The sequence below is a fragment of the Lactobacillus sp. W8174 genome (assembly GCF_016100975.1).
Classification (GTDB): Bacteria; Bacillota; Bacilli; order Lactobacillales; family Lactobacillaceae; genus Lactobacillus; species Lactobacillus juensis.
Window position 1 is genome coordinate 1 of the sequence record NZ_JACFRN010000006.1, and the last position, 18,080, is coordinate 18,080.

Below are 18,080 nucleotides of genomic sequence, written 5' to 3' on the forward strand. Positions count from 1 at the left end.
GCCGCCCTTAGGGGCCTCTTGCCTTGCGGCTCATTGCCCGACGACAGTTATTAATACTAGCAATTATTTTTCCCTTTTGCAAGTACTTTTACCAAAAAATTTAAGTTCAGTCAGCTTTTTTTAGAGATTGTTCAATATGAACCAATAATAAATGGATACTCTGGTATACATCCCTGATATCATGGCGACATTCGTCTACCACCCAGTTAAAAACAATAGCATAAATTCCGTTCGCTACTAATTCAATTTTGCGAACTGAAAACGGACCTCTAGGTCGCATATAATTCTCTATTGCTAAAGCATATTCTTTTCGCAAAACGCGATAAAATTCTGGTGGATCTTGTGCAATTCTATTGACATTAATATAGAACATCTTATTTTCTTTTATTTTCAGCAACATGCGGTAAAACATCCGATCCATCGTTTCGCCATCTACACTTCGTAATGTCCGCCTAGTCTGCAGAGTTAAAACTGAGGTAAATAAATCACAAATATTACGGTATTTTGTGTAAAAAACACCACGATTTATATTTAACTTCTTGCAAAACCTAGTTACAGTGTACTTATAAACTCTATATTTTGACAGCTCTAACAGGAGAACTTGTTCAGTCTTTGTTAAGCTCATATTGATCGCTCCTACTTATAGTATCATAAGTATATCAATAATAATTATAAGTAGCAATACTATCTTGGAAAAAAATGATGTTATTTTTAAAAAGCTAAAAAAGTAGTTAAAGGGGCAGCATTCTTTAGTTTATCAGCTAAATAAAAAACCAACAACTATTAAAATCAGAGGTTGGTTTTCAGATAATAAGGTAAATATGATTTTTATTTTAAATTAGGCTTGATTATCACGCCTATTTTTTCTTTGTCGTTTAGCTTTACGAATTTTACTGCGCTGTTCAATTTTATTTTTTTGCGCTCTATCTTGTTGAATAGCTCTTTTAATCTTTTTCTTATAGCCTGGTTTACGTTTTTTTTGTGCTTTTTTTACCATACCCCTTACCTTATTATCAAGGCCTTGGGAAGTTGATTTTCTTGATGTGCGGCTATGATAATGTGTCCGTGGCACTAAAGAATTATCTTTAATTTCGACAAAATCAAAATGAATTCCCATTTTTTCCAGCTTAAGAATTTGATTCATTTCTTCTTCACGAATTAAGGTAATGGCGTGTCCCTTCATCCCATTTCGTCCAGTTCTACCGATACGATGAATTACAAATTCTAATTCGCGAGGAATTTCATAATTAATAACCAGACTGACACCTTCAATATCTATGCCACGTGCGGCTAAATCAGTTGCCACTACATACTGGTATTGTCCGGCCTCTACATCACGCATAGTTCTTTTCCGTTCGCGTTCAGTTATCCCACCATGAATATTAGCTACTTTTAAACCCTGATTATTGAGAAATTCTGCTAATTCATCAACGGTTTGCTTTGTGTTAGCAAAAATAAGTGCCAAATAAGGCTGCCCCATTGTTAATAATTGATAGAGTATTTTTTTGCGACTTTTTGAGCCAATATCAAGCAAATCGTTTTTGACCGTTGGCGAGATAACCGTGGGATTATCTATGACAATAGTTTCTGGCTTTGCCATGTATTTACGTAAAAAGTTAGCCAACTTAACCGGAATTGTAGCCGAAAAAGCAGTTAAAACACAATTTTGGGGCAATCTTTGGGCAATAAAATCAATTTCACTCAAAAAGCCCATGTCCAGTGTCATATCAGCCTCATCAATGACAAAGTTTTTGACATAATCTAAGGGCAAAATCTTTTTTTCAACAAAATCATGGAGTCTGCCGGGAGTGGCAACCACAATCTGAGGTTTATGACCAGAGATCTTATCTACTTGTCGTTCACGGTCGGTACCGCCAGCCAGATGTGCAATGGTAATGTTTAAACCGGAGGCATCCCTTAATTGGCGCGCAACTTGATATAATTGCTGGGCAAGTTCACGACTGGGCGTAGTCAAAATTGCTTGTGGATACAGAACGTTTTCATCAATTTCATTCATAACTGGGATCAAAAAAGCATGAGTTTTGCCTGATCCGGTAACTGCTTGCACTACAGCATTTTTGTGTGCCATTAAAACAGGGATTACTTTTTCCTGCACTTCAGTGGGTTTAACAAAATTAATATTTTTTAACCCCTGTCTAATTGCTGGTTTTATTTGGTCATTTTCAAAAATATTATTCATGTTCCTCTTGATATTCCTTGGTTACCTGAACTAGTTCTGCGAAAATTTGTTTCACTTCGGCCATATCTTTTGCGTTAGCACCGCTTGCTAAAGCGTGACCACCGCCATCATGTTGTGCTGCCAAGTCATTGATTACCGGGCCCTTTGAACGATAATGAACCCGGTAGGTGCCGTCTGGCTTTTCCACAAAAACATTCCAGGCAATGATGTTCTTAATTCGGCCGGGAGTAGAAACAGTACACGAAGCTTGGTCCGAATCCACACCCAATTTATGCAGAGTATCTTGGGATAAAACAGCATAGGCTGCACCACTCGGGTCAACTTTCATATACTCCAAAACTACGGCCTGCAACTTTGCTTGTTCAAAGGTAACGTCACTAATATTGCGGGCAATTTCATTAATATTAATTCCGGTCGCTGCCAATTTAGCCGCAATTTTAAAAGTATGATCTGTTGTTTCAGGATACATAAATCTACCGGTATCACCCACTATTCCAGCATAAAGGGGATAAGCAACTTCTGCAGTAAGTGGCATTTTTTCAGTAATAATAAAATCAGCTACAATTTGTGAAGCAGCAGGGGCCTGATCATCAACAAAACTCATATCAGCGTATGGTTCAACATCGGGATGATGATCAATTTTAATTAAGAAATCACCTTTGCTATATAATTTATTAGCAATACGGGCTGTATTTCCAGTGTCTGTGGTAATTACAAGAGCACCCACATAATCTTTTTCCGTTACTTGGTCCATCTTATTTATCCAAGTTAAGTCTCCTTCATCATTTTCACCCGCGCATAAGATACGCTTATTGGGAAACTGCAGCTTTAAAGAACGTGCAAGTCCTGCCTGAGAACCTAAAGCGTCTGGGTCTGGACTAGTGTGTCTATGTAAAATAATGGTGTCATATTGTGTAATTTTTTGATATATTTCGGTAAAAGTATTCATATCTAAACTCCTTTGTTACTTATATAAATTCCAGCCTAATAACAACTTTTTATTGAGTAAACAAATCTAAATCCATATTTTCATAGTCTGCTTCTGTAAAATCTGTAGCAGTCACACCCAAAAGTCTTATTCCATCATTTAAAAATGAACTGGAAATAGGATCAAAAAGTTCTTTAGCAACATTGTATAACTCTAATGGATTATTAGTAGCATGATCAAGTTTACGCCTTTTAGTAACAGTCTTAAAATCACTGTTGCGAATTTTTAAAACAACCGTATTGGCATAAAAATTACGTTCAATTAGCTTATCAGCAAGATCATTAACGTAATTACGCAAATTTGTCAGTGCAGTTTGCTCACTGTAAACACTAGGTTCATAGGATCGTTCAATACCAATAGATTTGCGATTACGTTCGTCATCAGGAATTACTCGGGATAAATCAATACCGTTTGCATGTTCTGCCATTAAATATCCCATACGGTTGAAATGGTTTATTAAATCACGAACATGCATTTTTTGCAAGCCACGTCCTGTAAAAACACCCATTTCTGCTAATTTTGCCTGTGTTTTGGGACCAATGCCATGAAACTGGGCTATTTTTTGTTTTGCTAAAAATTCTTTGGCTTCATCTGGCAAAATAATAGTGCGCCCAAATGGTTTCGAATACTCAGAACCCATTTTGGCTAAAAATTTGTTATAGGTGACACCAAAAGAACAATTTAAGCCAACTTCTTTTTTTATTTTCTTCTGAAGATTAATTGCAATCTGCAACGCAGAAGTTATCCCCAATTTGTTTTCAGTTACATCCAAATATGCTTCATCAAGCGCGATAGATTGAACGTTATCAGTAATTTCATGCATCAACTGATGTATTTCAGCAGAAACGCTATGATATTTCTTAAAATCAGGACTCATAAATACCAATTTATTTTTCGGTATCAGTCTTAAGGCCTTAATCGATGGCATAGCCGAATGAACGCCATACTGACGGGCGATATAATTGGCTGTCGCAACTACTCCATGACCATGATAATTTCTAGGATCCTGACCAATTACCAGTGCCTTATTTTTTAATTCAGGATGATCACGTGTTTCTACAGAAGCATAGAAAGCATCCATATCAAGGTGAATAATTTTTCTATGCGTATCATTTTTGGGCAAAAGACCATCGTCAAAGCTATTCATAGATCCAGCGCTCTGTCGGCGACTCAAAAATTTTAGCAGCTGACTTAGGACCCATTCTGTATGGTAAATATTGTTCAGGCTCTTGACCCTGTTCATTTTCTTTTTGCCATGCTTCTTCAACATTGTCAATAAATTTCCAATAGTTTTTTAATTCGCTCCAATGAGTAAAATTGGTTGAATCATTAACAAAAACGTCATGTAGTAGACGTTCATAACCATCTGGTACCTGTTTTTGCTCATCACTTGAAAATCCGTAACTTAAATCCTCTCGCCTGATGCCAGATTCATTGATTTTTTTACCATTAATAGTAATAAAAATCTGCATCTGCGGATCGATAATGATTGAAATGTTATTTGAATGAGCCATGCCATACTGATTTGACATATGTTTTAAAACAATGTCAATCCTATTTTTCTTTTCTCTCATTTCTTTACCAGTTCTGAAATAAATTGGTAAATCTGCTAGTGGCCCCTTTTTGAACTTAACCTCACCGGCTACAAAGGTTTCGGTATTAGAGTCTTCTGCTACATTCGGCTCTTGACGATAACCAAATGTAACATCACTACCGAGATATTGTCCCCTTACAAAATGCCGCGCAATTTCTTTTTCATTAGGAATCACCATGCTGTCTAAAAGTTCTTGCTTTGCCTGGTGGATACTCTGTGAAGTAAGATCCTTAGGTTCCGGCATTGCGAGCAACGTAATAATCTGAAAAATGTGGTTTTGCACCATATCGCGCAAAGCTCCTGATGTTTCATAATAGCCACCACGAGCCTCAACTCCAAGTTGTTCCGCCAAAGTAACCTGAACATTTTTAATATTATGATTATTCCAAATATTTTTAATCAAAGGATTGGTCAGCCTCATTGGCAAAATGTTCTGAATCATTTCTTTACCTAAGTAATGATCAATTCGAAAAATGTCATCTTCAGCAAAAGATGCAGTTATTTGCTTGTTTAACTCTTCTGCTGTAGCAAGATCGCGCCCAAAAGGCTTTTCCACAACAATGCGGTTAAAACCTGAACTGGTTAAATGTTGATCATTAATGTGTTCAGCAATAGTCCCAAAGAATTTAGGAGCCATGGCCATGTAAAAAATACGATTTCCCTGTGCACTATAACGATCGTCAAGATCCTGCGCCAAATTTTTCAAGGTTTCATAATGTTCGATATTTGTCACATCATGAGACTGATAGTAAAAATGGCTGGCAAACGCAGCTAAATCATTTTCATCCACTTCATTATGTGTTTCATGTACAGCGTCACTCACTTGGTCGCGCAAATATTCATGTGACCAGGGACGACGAGCTGTAGCAATTACAGCAAAATTATCGTGAATTAAACCTTGTTCAAATAAATTAAACAGTGCAGGATATAGCTTCCTGTGCGCTAAATCTCCACTACCGCCAAAGATAATCATAATTACCGGAATATTATTCATGAAAAAATCCTTTCTGTTACCTTTTTACACTAGCTTTATTTTATACTATTTTGCCGGTAAACTCGCGCTTTGAGCAATATTTGCTGTTTTTGTAGGCTAATTTTAGGTAACAAAAAAGTGCCTTAAAGGCACTTAATAGCCACTTTATTTTGACTTGTCTGGTGTTTCCTCAGATGAACTAGCTGGTTTTTCTGCAGTTGGTTTTTCTGCAGGCTTGTCCGGTTTTGGATCTGTAGTCGGTTCACCTTGCTCTGCTTCTTCAGCTTTATCAGCACTTTCAGAAGAGGCAGCTGGTTCCGCATTAGTTGCATTGTTTGGCAAAATTTGCTGTACCGCCATTCTACTAAAGGTTAAATAAATGCCATCTGCATCTAGCACGACAGTTTTGTCTTTGGTATTAACGGAATCAATTTTACCGTGCAGACCGTCAATCATGATGACGCTGTCACCTTTCTTCAATTGATTCATCATTTCCATTTTCTTTTGCTGTTGCTTTTTTTGGGGTTTGATCATAGTAAAATACATCAAAGCAATCAAAACAACAAAGATAATGATTGTCCACAAACTTCCGCTTCCATTATTAGCATTAGCTAAAAATAAATTATTCAATGTTACACTCCTCAAATTAAAATTACTCATTGTCTAAATATTAATTATACAAAAAATAACGATCAATTGCATTATTTGTTTGGCAAAGGCAAACCTAAATGAATGTATGCTTTCTCAGTGACCATTCTTCCTCTGGGAGTCATTAATAAAAAGCCATTTTGCATTAAATATGGTTCGTACAGTGACTGGATAGTTTCAACATCTTCACCTGAATTAGCGGCTAAAGTCCTGATTCCTACCGGACCACCGCGATAATTTTCAATAATCACACGCAAAATTTTGCGATCAGTCTGATTAAGGCCTTCATCGTCAACTTGCAATTGTTGCAGTGAGCTTTTGGTAGTCGCAAAAGAAATGACATCTTCTCCTTTGACCTGAGCAAAATCACGTACTCTTCGTAATAACCTGTTAGCCACACGCGGCGTACCCCTAGATCTGCGTGCTAATTCATGTGCTGCTTGAGGTTCAATATCAATATTAAAAACTTTGCTGGAACGACAGATAATTTTTTCCAGTTCATCAACCGTATAGTACTGCAAGTGTTCCACGATACCAAATCGTCCGCGCAATGGTGCAGACAATTGCCCAGCTAAAGTAGTTGCGCCAACTAAAGTAAAGGGTGGCAAAGGGACATGAACCGCGTGAGTTGTCTGCCCTTCACCAATCACGATATCAACATAATAATCTTCCATTGCGGAATAAAGTACTTCTTCAATTGGCTTGGCCAAGCGATGGATTTCATCAATAAATAAAATATCACCAGGATTAAGATCAGTTAGCAAGGCAACTAAATCACCTGCTTTTTCAATGGCTGGACCACTAGTGCTCTTTAGGTGAACACCAAGCTCATTAGCAATTACAAAGGCTAAGGTAGTTTTACCTAATCCTGGAGGGCCATAAAGCAGAACATGATCAAGAGCCTCGTCTCTTTTTTTAGCAGCTTTAATATAAACTGCCATTTCTTTTTTTACCCGTTTTTGTCCCAAATATTCATCTAGTGTTTGGGGACGCAGTGAAAATTCGGCCTGTTCTTCTTCTGAGCCTTGGGCTTCACCAGAAACGATCTCATTTTTATTTTCTGCCAACTGTCTCACTTCCTTTTTAAATCATTATTTTCATTATAACAAGATTTACTTCTTTAAGAGAAGAGACAATCCCTTTTTGATGTACTGATCTGCCGTCGTCTTCTCTTCTTTAATTAAAGCCGGTGTAATTCTGTCTACTTCTTTTTTAGTATAACCTAGTGCAAGTAAAGCTAATAAAGCATCATTTAATTCCGGCGTTACTTCTGCTAAAGCTTCTTTATTTGCCTTCTTGACATAGTCTCCTAATTTACCTTTTAAATCAAGGACAATTTGTGAAGCTGTTTTTTTGCCTACACCAGGAAAACGAGTTAGGTATTTCACCTCACCCTGTTCAATTGCTTCAGCTAGAGAATTACTGTCTTCAGCGGCCATAATTGCTAAAGCAGATTTTGGTCCGATACCACTGACACTTAAAAGTTTTAAAAACAATCCTTTATCATCTTCAGTCTGGAACCCATATAAGGTAACTCCAGTATCTCGCACAATTTGTTCGATAAAAACTCGCACTTTTTGCCCCTCTTGGTATGCATACGGTGAGGGACTAAAGACCTTGTAGCCAACACCATTTACGTCAACTACTATAAAATCTGGCTTGATTAGTGTAATAGTACCATTTAAATATTCATACATTTGCTATTAGTCTTTCTTAAACATTTTGCGTAAATCACTTTTTCTTAGGCGCACAATTACCAAATTACCCTTTGCGTCATGATATGGATCAGAAACTTGTCTTAATTTTGTCAAAATTTCGCCACAATCCGCAGATGTCAGTTTTTTGCGTCCCGAAACTTCCCTTTGTGCCTGATCTGCTGCTATTCTTTTAATTAAATTTTGAGAATTGCTGTCATCTACGTTTAAAAACGCGTCTAAAATTGTACGCACAGAATGTTCGACATCTGTACCGAGCCAGGTAGGATAGGATCTCAAGATAAAGGTATCTTGTCCAAAATCTTCTAAAAAAATACCAATTTTTTGAATATCTGCCAACTTATCTTTTATTTGTAGAAAATCTAAATTGCCAAATTCTAAAATTAAAGGACTCAATAAACCTTGCTGGCTGATTTTAGAACTAGACAATTCGAGCATAATCTTTTTAAAAGAAAGCAGTCTTCTGGCGGCAACTTGATCAATTAAGTATAAATCATTATTATTTGTAGCAATAATATATACTTTAGTCTGACCTACAAAACTTAGCTCGGGTAAACTACTTGCCAGTAATTCATCCCCCGTAGAAATTATCCCGCTATTAGATTGCTTACTGGTAAAAGGCGTCAACTGACATTGTTTTCTAACGTTCTCAGTCCAAGTGGCGGTAATCAGATAACGATCATCATCACGCGGAACATCTAAATTCACGTACTGTGTGTGTTGGATATGCTGAATTTCTTCAGGACGAGTTTCATTAATCTGGTCAGTTTGAGTTTCAGGTCTATTAGTTTCAACCACATTTTTATTTAAATTAAATTTTAGCTGATCAATTAAAGTATCCTGTGTAGCATTATTCAAATTGCTGATGGCATCAGATTTTGTTTCATTTTTCAAAAGCACAGTGCTGATGGCATTTGTTATCAAACGACTTAATTCAGTTTCTTTAGATAAACGTACCTCTCTTTTTGTGGGGTGCACGTTAACATCTACCAAAAGCGGATCAGTTTTTATCTTAACAACAGCTATCGGATAATGTTTAGCAGCAAGATTATTACCATAACCATCCATCACTGCACTCGCTAAATTGAAGTTTCTAATGTAACGACCATTGAGTAAAATGGAAATGAAATTACGCGTAGATCTGGTAAGTTCAGGATTAGAAATCAAGCCACTTATCTCAAAGTCATTATCACTGCCTTTAAATGACAACATTTTTTCTGCAATATTTCTGCCATAAACACTAGAAACCGTTTGCCGTAAATTATTGTTGCCAGCTGTTCTTAGTAATATGCGACCTTCGTTCATCAATGTAAATGCAATTTCAGGATAGCCTAACGCAATCCGATTAATAATATCCACAATTTTCATAATTTCAGTTCTCGGACTACGTAAATATTTCAATCGCGCCGGCGTGTTATAAAATAAGTCTTTAACAGTAATCTGTGTACCTTTTCTGGCAGCCGCATCCTCCTGTGCTTTTTTAACTCCACCCGCAAACTCGGCGCGCGTACCTATTTCATTAGAAGAATTAGTTAAAATTTCGACATGACTGACTGCAGCAATTGAAGCTAAGGCTTCCCCCCTAAAACCTAATGTATTGACATTAAATAAGTCATGCTCATTTGCAATCTTACTGGTCGCGTACCTGGTAAAAGCAAGATCAATCTGATCACTATCAATTCCGGAGCCGTTATCCTGAACTACAATTTGCTTTAAACCGGCATCAGTGAATTCAATTCTAATTCTGCTACTACCTGCGTCAATTGCATTTTCCACCAGCTCCTTTACCACACTGGCAGGTCTTTCAATTACTTCTCCAGCTGCTATCTGATTAGAGAGATTGACCGAAAGCTCATGTATTTTTGCCATGACTAGTTCTCATCCTTTAAATCTTCCTGCCAGTTTTCGACTAGCTGCATTACTTGCAAAGGCGTCTGATCAGCCAAATAAAGATTAGAAATTTCATCTAAGATATCTTTTTCTTTATCAGTTAATTCATCCTTAGAATCTGATGGTGTTTCAATAGGTACTGCTTCTGTTTCACTAACTGAACTAAACAAATCCAGCTGCGTGGAAGCTGGGCCCAAATTACTTCCTTGAGCTTCAAGCCTATTAAGCAACTTGGTAGCTTTTCGTAAAACTTTTCTCGGTAACCCGGCAAGTTGAGCAACGTGAATGCCATAACTTTGATCAGCAGGTCCAGGTAAAATTTTATGAAGAAAGATCAATTTACCGTTTTCTTCAGTTGCCCCCACATGAATATTCTTTAAATGAGGCAGTGTCTGTTCCATCGCCGTTAGCTCATGGAAGTGAGTCGCAAATAACACTTTAGCACCAACCTCATCATGTAGATACTGAACAATAGCACCAGCGAGTGCCATACCATCATAGGTTGCTGTTCCACGACCAATTTCATCAAATAACACCAGGCTCCTCTTAGTCGCATGCTGTAATGCATCGTTAGCTTCGGTCATTTCGACCATAAAGGTACTTTGTCCGGAAATTAAATCGTCTGCCGCACCAATACGAGTAAAAATTTGATCAAAAATAGGCAAATCTGCACTATCTGCTGGCACAAACGAACCAATTTGAGCCATCACGGCAATAAGTGCCATCTGCCTCATATAAGTGCTTTTTCCGGACATATTAGGACCAGTTATCAGAAAAATGTCTGTATTTTCTGTTAATTTTACATCGTTAGGAATAAAAGAGCCTGCCTTCATCACCTGTTCAACTACAGGGTGACGTCCCATGATAACTTTAACATCCTGATTATCAGTATGAAATTGTGGTCTGCAGTAATTATTATCTTCAGCTACTTGAGCAAAAGAACAGAAAACATCAAGCTCTGCCACTTGTCCAGCCAACTTTTGCAATGCTGGAATGTATTTCTTAACTTCTTCTCTTAATTTCACAAACAAATCATATTCTAAATCCGTCGATTTGGTCTGTGCTTCTAAAATCAGATTTTCATGTTCTTTAAGTTCTGGAGTAATATAGCGCTCAGCATTAGTCAGAGTTTGTTTACGGGTATACCGATCAAGAGGTACCTTGCCCTTATTAGAATTTGTAACTTGAATATAATAACCAAAAACCTTGTTGTAACCAACTTTTAAATTCTCAATACCAGTTTTGGTCCGTTCATCCTGCTCCATTTCAGTCAGCCATTTTTTACCATTATTCATGGCATCCCGGTAGCGATCAAGTTGACTATCAACACCATCTTTGATTAATCCACCTTCAGTGGTCAGAACTGGAGGCTGATCAACAATGGTATCTGTAATTAATTTAGCAATGCCTTTTAACGGATCAATTTGTCTTGCAAAATTTTGCAAATTTTTATTATCCGACTTTTGCATTGCTGTCAAAATTGTCGGCACGGCATTGAGAGAGTGAGCCAACTGTAATAACTCGCGGGCATTGACATTGCCAAAAGCAATGCGCCCAGTTAAACGTTCCAGGTCATAAACCCCTTTAAGAGCATCGTTAATATTTTCTCGCGTAAAATATTCATCAATTAAGGCCTGCACCATTTCTTGCCTTTTATTTAGCTGCTCAACTGACAAAAGTGGCCGAGCCAGCCATTGTTTTAACAGTCGTCCACCCATTGCAGTGTGAGTTTTATCCAGAACCCAAAAAAGGGAACCCATTTTTTTGCCGGTTTTCGCAGATGCCGTTAACTCTAAATTATCCCGTACGGTATGAGACATTTGTAAAAATTGATTGACTTCATAACTTTTTGCTACCTGTAAATGGGCTAAACTGCGACGCTGAGTCTGCAATAAATAACCTACAAGTTGTTTTACAGCAGCTTTTTCGGCAGAATTAGTCAAATCCTGTTCAGCAAAAGAAATCTCTGCATGCTTGCCAGTTAATTCTACGGGCTCTGACACTGTAATATTGGCTTTATGAAGAAAATCACTATCCTTATCACTTAGGTGACCATTAAAAACGACTTCGCGTGTACGCAGCGAAAGTAATTCATTTGAAACAGCAGCAAAGCTCTTTAAATGGGTAGCGTAAATTTCACCGGTAGATAAGTCACTGTATGCTAGTCCAAAGCAGCTTTTGGTAGTTACAACAGATGTAAGATAATTCGATTCTTTAGCTTCACTGGGCTTGTCATTCATTAAAGTTCCCGGAGTCACAAGTTGAATTATGCCCCGTTTAACCATTCCTTTAGCTTTTTTAGGATCTTCGAGTTGTTCACACAAGGCTACTTTGTAGCCTTTTTCAACTAAAGTATCTACATAAGATTGAACAGCTACATGCGGGACTCCCGCCATGGGAACAGGATTTTCAGTTTTATTTGACCTGTGAGTCAGCGTTAATTCCAAAATTTGCGCACCTTTGACTGCATCATCTTCAAATAATTCGTAAAAATCGCCCACCCGATAAAAAAGGAAAGCATCGGGATATTGCTTTTTAATTTCGTGATATTGCTCCATCATCGGAGTCAGGTTTGTTTGCGCCATTATTCCCCTTCTTTTCTGCATTACTGTTTATTATTATACGCTAAACTTCTTATTAAAAGAAAAAAGACCGCAAGTAAAACGATCTCTTTTCACAATATGCTTTTTAGTTGCAATAATTGCTTTCTGTTTAAAAAATTTAAGCAATATGCCCTTCAATACTCTGCAAATCTTTTTTGCCATCCATTTTCACAATAGCGGTAATTGCTGCGGTAATGCCTTTGACATCATCTGCTAGGCTAAGACATGGAGTTTCAGGTTTAGCAACAACTTGCTCAGGTAAATATGGAATATGCATAAAGCCAGCTTTTAAATCATGAAATTCCTTGTCAATCATATACTGCACTTGATACATTATATGATTGCAAACAAAAGTCCCTGCCGTTGTTGAAACAGAACTTGGCAGTCCAGCTTCCCGAATTGCACGTGCCATCGCCTTAACAGGAAGCTGCGTGAAATATGCGTTTTGACCATCTTCATGAATAGGACTGGCAATAGGTTGATAGCCTTTATTATCAGCAATACGGCCATCATCAAAATTGATAGCTACACGCTCTGGAGTCAGTGCAAACCGGCCACCAGCTTGTCCGATATTTAATACATAATCTGGTTTTTCCTTAAGAATAGCTTCATGAACTACATCCGCACAGTCACCAAAAACTGTTGGTATTTCAAGTTTAACTATTTTTGCACCTGCAATTTCATTGTCCAGTCTTTTAACTGCTTCAATTGCAGGATTAATTTTGTCATCACCAAAAGGATCAAAACCTGTTACAAGAATTTTCATTATCTTTTCTCCTTATTATCTTAAAATGCTAAAAAGTACATTAGAACTATTTGAATGAGCAACATGCTAATTGCAATCGGAAATTGTTGTTTGATCACACCTAATTGATCTTTCATTTCCATTAATGCAACTGGCAAAGTATTGAAATTGGCTGCCATTGGAGTAAGCAATGTGCCACAATACCCAGATGTCATTCCCAGTGCTGCAACTACAATCGGTGAGCCACCTTGGGCCACAACGAAGGGTATACCAATCCCTGCTGTAATAACCGCAAAAGCCGCAAATGCATTACCCATAATGGCAGTAAACAATGCCATGGCAATGCAATAAAGCGCAACTCCTAATAAGTGGTTTCCAATAGGAAAAAGACCAGAAATAGCCTTGGCAGTCACTTGTCCCACACCTGAAGCTGTAAATACCACACCCAAAGTAGCGAGTAATTGTGGCAAAATACCGGCAGAGCCGACAGAACGCACCATTCTTTGTGTATCTTCGTAAACTACTTTGGCATTTGATTTAGTCAAAATTTGGGCAACAACAAGTGAAACAATAGCTGCTACACCGATACCTACTTGACCACCTAAATTAGTAAATTGGGCTATGACCAAAGCTAAAACTGCTAGCAAAATACTGGGTAAGAAAATCCAGTTGCCAATGCGGTTAACCGTTTTTTGAGCTAATTTTTCATCCAATTCCTTAATATGGCCGACACGAACTTGCTTAAATAATGATAGCAAGGCAATAATGACGATAAGGCAACCGTTAATTGCATTTGGCAGCCACTGTCCAGCACAGAAAAGCACTGCAAACAAAAGCCAAAATAATCCAGTACCCCAACGAGCTGAATTAGACTGGTCGCGCCAAGATTCAATAGCAGCAGCCAAGAAAAATAGGCCAATTAAAATATAGAATGCAAGTAAAATATTATTAATTAAAGTATCCATTATTTCTCCTATTTTTCCTTATTTTTCATTAACTTTTGGTCAAACGCGTGATTGTAGAACAAGCATAAAATATAGCTGATAATAGCTACAGGAAAAGTGTATAAAACAATACCGGCAGGATCTACAGGATGGCCCAGCGATTTCATCGTACTTGCAATAAGTAAAACACTTGAGGAAGCCACAAACAGGTTTTGCGCAAAGAAATTACCAAAATTTTCTGTTGCAGCAGCTCTACCTTTAATTTGGTCTACTTCAAGAGGTGTCAATTCGCTATTAACTCTACCTGCTGCTTGTGCCATGGGATTAATTAATGGCGCAATAAACTGGACGTGACCCTGCAGCGAAATGCCAAAAGCACCAGCAATTTCACGAACGGCCTGGTAAATATCGAATATACGACCAGGTGTCAGTTTCTTCATTTTTTTAATCAAATTAACAGCGGCTTGTTTTAAACCATGTCTTTCTAAAATTCCAATAGTTGGTAAAGTGAGAAAGAAAAGAGAAACCATTCTGTTATCCATAAATCCTTTACCCAGAATTGTCAAAAATGAGGTAAAATCTATTCCTGAAACTAATGCTGTAACCATAGCAGCAATTACAACTACTGCTATCGTGTCAAGCCCTAAAGCGAATCCGACTACAATAACAACAATACCTAATAAACTTAAATATTCCACTAATGTTCCTTTCCAGTGAACGATCAAAACTGATATAATCTTAAAACTGCATTATAACAAAAAATCCTACCAGCAAGCCCCCACAGGGTTGCTAGTAGGATTTATTAAATAACTAATAAAAACTAGATTACATTACACCTGGATTGCCAGCACCTGCGCCTGCATTAGGGTCAGCAGCAGGTTTATCTTCTGGTATTTCGGCAACAACAGCTTCAGTAGTTAGAAGCAAAGCGGCAATAGAAGCAGCATTTTGTAAAGCAGTACGGGTTACTTTAGTTGGGTCAATAATTCCGGCTTCAACCATATTTTCCCATTTGCCGTTAGCTGCATTATAGCCAACTTCATTTTCTTGACCTTCGAGTTTGTTCAAAATAACTGAACCGTCTTCACCAGCATTGTCAGCGATTTGACGAACTGGAGCAGTTAAAGCTTCTAAAACAATGTTAATTCCAGTTTGTTCATCAGCATTGTCACCTTTAAGGTCTTTAACAGCATCCTTAACATCTACTAAAGCAGTACCACCACCAGCAACGTAGCCTTCATCAACGGCAGCACGAGTGGAGTTCAATGCATCCTCAATGCGGTATCTGCGTTCTTTCAATTCAGTTTCGGTAGCAGCACCGACATGAATAACGGCAACACCACCAGTTAATTTAGCTAAGCGCTCTTGTAATTTCTTCTTATCAAAGTCAGAAGTAGTTTCTGCAATTTGCTTTCTAATTGAATCTTCACGGTCTTTGATTGCTTCGTCTGAACCAGAACCATCAACAATAGTAGTTGAATCTTTAGTTACAGTTATGCGACGAGCTTGACCTAATTGATCAATCTTAGTGTCCTTTAACTCAAGGCCTAAGTCCTCAGTAATAACTGTACCACCAGTTAAAGCAGCAATATCTTGCAATTGTTCTTTACGACGGTCGCCAAAGCCAGGAGCCTTAACAGCAACAACATTAAAGGTACCACGAATCTTGTTCAAAACTAAAGTTGGCAATGCTTCACCAGAAACATCATCAGCAATAATCAGCAATGATTTACCTTGTTGCACAATTTCTTGTAGCAATGGCAAAATGTCTTGGATATTGGAGATCTTCTTATCAGTAATTAAAATGTATGGATTGTCAAGATCAGCTTCCATCTTGTCGTTGTCGGTTACCATGTATTGTGAAAGGTAACCACGGTCAAATTGCATACCTTCGACTACTGATAATTCGGTTTCAATACCACGTGAATCTTCAATAGTAATAACACCATCATTACCAACTTTTTCCATTGCGTCAGCGATCAGGTCACCAACTTCTTTTGAAGCTGAAGATACTGAAGCTACTTGAGCAATTTGGTCTTTTGAAGAAACAGTATGACTAATTTTATGTAATTCGTTAACTACAGCCTTAGTAGCTTTTTCAATACCACGACGAACGCCTACAGGGTTAGCACCAGCAGTAACATTCTTCATACCTTCACGAATGATTGCTTGAGTTAAAACAACGGCAGTGGTAGTACCGTCACCGGCAATATCATTAGTTTTTTGTGCTGCTTCGGCAACTAACTTAGCACCCATATTCTCATAATGATCTTTTAATTCGATAGCTTTGGCAATGGTCACACCATCGTTAGTAATGTCTGGATTGCCGTATGATTGCTCTAAAACAACATTTCTACCCTTAGGACCGATTGTAGCCTTAACAGTATCAGCTAATTTGTCAACGCCCTTTAATAGAGAACGTCTTGCTTTTTCTGAAAATTTAATTTCCTTTGCCATATTTTTCTGCGCTCCTTAATTACTTAACAATTGCTAAAATATCTTTTTCGTGAAGGACTAAGTACTTTTCGTCATCGTATTTGACGTCTGTGCCTGAATACTTGTCATATAAAACAACGTCACCCTTTTTGACAGTCATAGGAATTTTACTGCCATTTTCAGCATAACTACCTTCACCAACAGCAACAACTTCACCTTCTGTTGGCTTTTGTTTAGCATTAGAAGCCAGGACGATTCCGCCTACAGTTTTCTCTTCTTCTTCTTTAACTTTAACGATCACGCGATCACCAATTGGTTGTAACACGTTTGTCCCTCCTAAAATTAAATTATTAATCTATTTTACGTGTCATTAGCACTCCTATTAGTTAAGTGCTAACTTACATTTATGATAATAACCCCTTTTATAAAAAAATGCAAGAAAAAATTAGCACTTTGAGTAAAAAAGTGCTAATTTTATTTTTATACCTACTTTTTCTTGTCTGAGTCCAGAAAGTAAATTAGAGTTTGTAATTCCGTTGCCAAATCAACGTTCTGGATTCTAATACCACTTGGAGCAGACAAACGAATTGGCGTGAAATTCATGATTCCTTTAATGCCAGCTTCAACCATATCATCAGCGGTTTTTTGAGCTGTCGTAGAAGGAACAGTCAAAATGGCAATAGAAATCTGCTGATCACTGAGCTGTTTTTTTAGTTCACTCATATCATAAACAGGAACACCACTAAGAATCTTGCCCGTAATTTTATCATCAATATCAAAAGCACATGAAATACGGATATTGTTTGTACGCTTGAAATTATAGTTTAATAAAGCATGGCCTAAATTACCAACGCCAACCAGGGCAACATTTGTTAAAGTATCTTGATTTAAGATCTTTTTAAAAAAGGAAAGCAAGCTTTTTACATCATAGCCATAGCCCCGTTTTCCCAATGCACCAAAGTATGAAAAATCACGTCTGATTGAAGCACTATCTACTTGAACAGCCTCAGATAATTCAGTTGAGGATACCTTTTCTTTACCAGCCTCATTTAAAATTATCAGGTAGCGGTAATATAGCGGCAATCTTTTGGCCGTAGCCGTGGGTATTTTGATTTTTTCCATTTAAAAAGCCTCCAACTTGATTAAGTATATATTTTGTTTTGTGAATTTTTCAGCAATTACTACTATTTTATCTATAAATTTGCGCTATTTGCAAACATTTTTTTCACAATCTATCAAATTTTAGCATAATAGTAACAGGTTGATAATAGAAATTTGTATTTTTACTCTTTTAAATGTAAAAATGCTTCTTTTTTACATTTATTTCTTTTTACTTTAACAATC

At 37.4% G+C, this 18,080-nt stretch carries 16 protein-coding genes; all 16 read right to left on the reverse strand.

The window, feature by feature from the left end:
* Positions 1 to 106: 106 nt before the first annotated feature.
* The 16 genes from H3U49_RS08410 to H3U49_RS08485 all read right to left on the reverse strand — a co-directional run bounded on the left by H3U49_RS08410 (position 107) and on the right by H3U49_RS08485 (position 17,858).
* Entirely contained in the window at positions 107 to 625 is a 519-nt protein-coding gene (locus H3U49_RS08410) for a TetR-like C-terminal domain-containing protein (RefSeq protein ID WP_198180973.1), read from the reverse strand.
* Between the two features lie 213 nt (positions 626 to 838).
* Positions 839 to 2,200, reverse strand: a complete 1,362-nt coding sequence (locus H3U49_RS08415) for a DEAD/DEAH box helicase (protein ID WP_198180974.1) — start codon at positions 2,198 to 2,200, stop codon at positions 839 to 841.
* Entirely contained in the window at positions 2,193 to 3,149 is a 957-nt protein-coding gene (locus tag H3U49_RS08420) for a bifunctional oligoribonuclease/PAP phosphatase NrnA (RefSeq protein WP_198180975.1), read from the reverse strand. Before H3U49_RS08420 ends, H3U49_RS08415 begins: the two co-directional genes overlap by 8 nt.
* A gap of 49 nt (positions 3,150 to 3,198) precedes the next feature.
* Positions 3,199 to 4,335, reverse strand: a complete 1,137-nt coding sequence (gene dinB, locus H3U49_RS08425) for a DNA polymerase IV (protein ID WP_198180976.1) — start codon at positions 4,333 to 4,335, stop codon at positions 3,199 to 3,201.
* The gene (gene zwf, locus H3U49_RS08430) at positions 4,328 to 5,776 is read right to left on the reverse strand and encodes a glucose-6-phosphate dehydrogenase (protein ID WP_198180977.1); all 1,449 of its coding nucleotides are present in this window, start codon (positions 5,774 to 5,776) and stop codon (positions 4,328 to 4,330) included. Before zwf ends, dinB begins: the two co-directional genes overlap by 8 nt.
* Before the next feature lie 144 nt (positions 5,777 to 5,920).
* Positions 5,921 to 6,385, reverse strand: a complete 465-nt coding sequence (gene yajC / locus H3U49_RS08435; protein ID WP_198180978.1) for a preprotein translocase subunit YajC — start codon at positions 6,383 to 6,385, stop codon at positions 5,921 to 5,923.
* Positions 6,386 to 6,456: 71 nt separating this feature from the next.
* Positions 6,457 to 7,470 (reverse strand): Holliday junction branch migration DNA helicase RuvB, encoded by a 1,014-nt coding sequence (ruvB, locus tag H3U49_RS08440; RefSeq protein ID WP_198180979.1) that lies wholly within the window; start codon positions 7,468 to 7,470, stop codon positions 6,457 to 6,459.
* Between the two features lie 45 nt (positions 7,471 to 7,515).
* Entirely contained in the window at positions 7,516 to 8,100 is a 585-nt protein-coding gene (gene ruvA / locus H3U49_RS08445; protein ID WP_198180980.1) for a Holliday junction branch migration protein RuvA, read from the reverse strand.
* Between the two features lie 6 nt (positions 8,101 to 8,106).
* The gene (mutL, locus tag H3U49_RS08450) at positions 8,107 to 9,987 is read right to left on the reverse strand and encodes a DNA mismatch repair endonuclease MutL (protein WP_198180981.1); all 1,881 of its coding nucleotides are present in this window, start codon (positions 9,985 to 9,987) and stop codon (positions 8,107 to 8,109) included.
* Positions 9,988 to 9,989: 2 nt separating this feature from the next.
* On the reverse strand, positions 9,990 to 12,569 hold the full coding sequence (gene mutS / locus H3U49_RS08455) for a DNA mismatch repair protein MutS (RefSeq protein ID WP_198181075.1): 2,580 nt from the start codon (positions 12,567 to 12,569) through the stop codon (positions 9,990 to 9,992).
* Positions 12,570 to 12,729: 160 nt separating this feature from the next.
* Entirely contained in the window at positions 12,730 to 13,377 is a 648-nt protein-coding gene (gene pcp, locus H3U49_RS08460; protein ID WP_198180982.1) for a pyroglutamyl-peptidase I, read from the reverse strand.
* Between the two features lie 20 nt (positions 13,378 to 13,397).
* A complete protein-coding gene (locus tag H3U49_RS08465) occupies positions 13,398 to 14,321 on the reverse strand; it encodes a DUF979 domain-containing protein (protein ID WP_198180983.1) in 924 nt (307 codons plus the stop codon).
* A gap of 8 nt (positions 14,322 to 14,329) precedes the next feature.
* Complete coding sequence (locus H3U49_RS08470; protein ID WP_198180984.1) at positions 14,330 to 14,998, reverse strand: DUF969 domain-containing protein; 669 nt, start codon at positions 14,996 to 14,998, stop codon at positions 14,330 to 14,332.
* Between the two features lie 127 nt (positions 14,999 to 15,125).
* On the reverse strand, positions 15,126 to 16,757 hold the full coding sequence (groL, locus tag H3U49_RS08475; protein WP_198180985.1) for a chaperonin GroEL: 1,632 nt from the start codon (positions 16,755 to 16,757) through the stop codon (positions 15,126 to 15,128).
* 19 nt (positions 16,758 to 16,776) lie between these two features.
* Entirely contained in the window at positions 16,777 to 17,061 is a 285-nt protein-coding gene (gene groES, locus H3U49_RS08480; protein ID WP_034980276.1) for a co-chaperone GroES, read from the reverse strand.
* A 161-nt stretch (positions 17,062 to 17,222) separates the two neighbouring features.
* A complete protein-coding gene (locus H3U49_RS08485; RefSeq protein WP_046332386.1) occupies positions 17,223 to 17,858 on the reverse strand; it encodes a redox-sensing transcriptional repressor Rex in 636 nt (211 codons plus the stop codon).
* Positions 17,859 to 18,080: the final 222 nt, after the last annotated feature.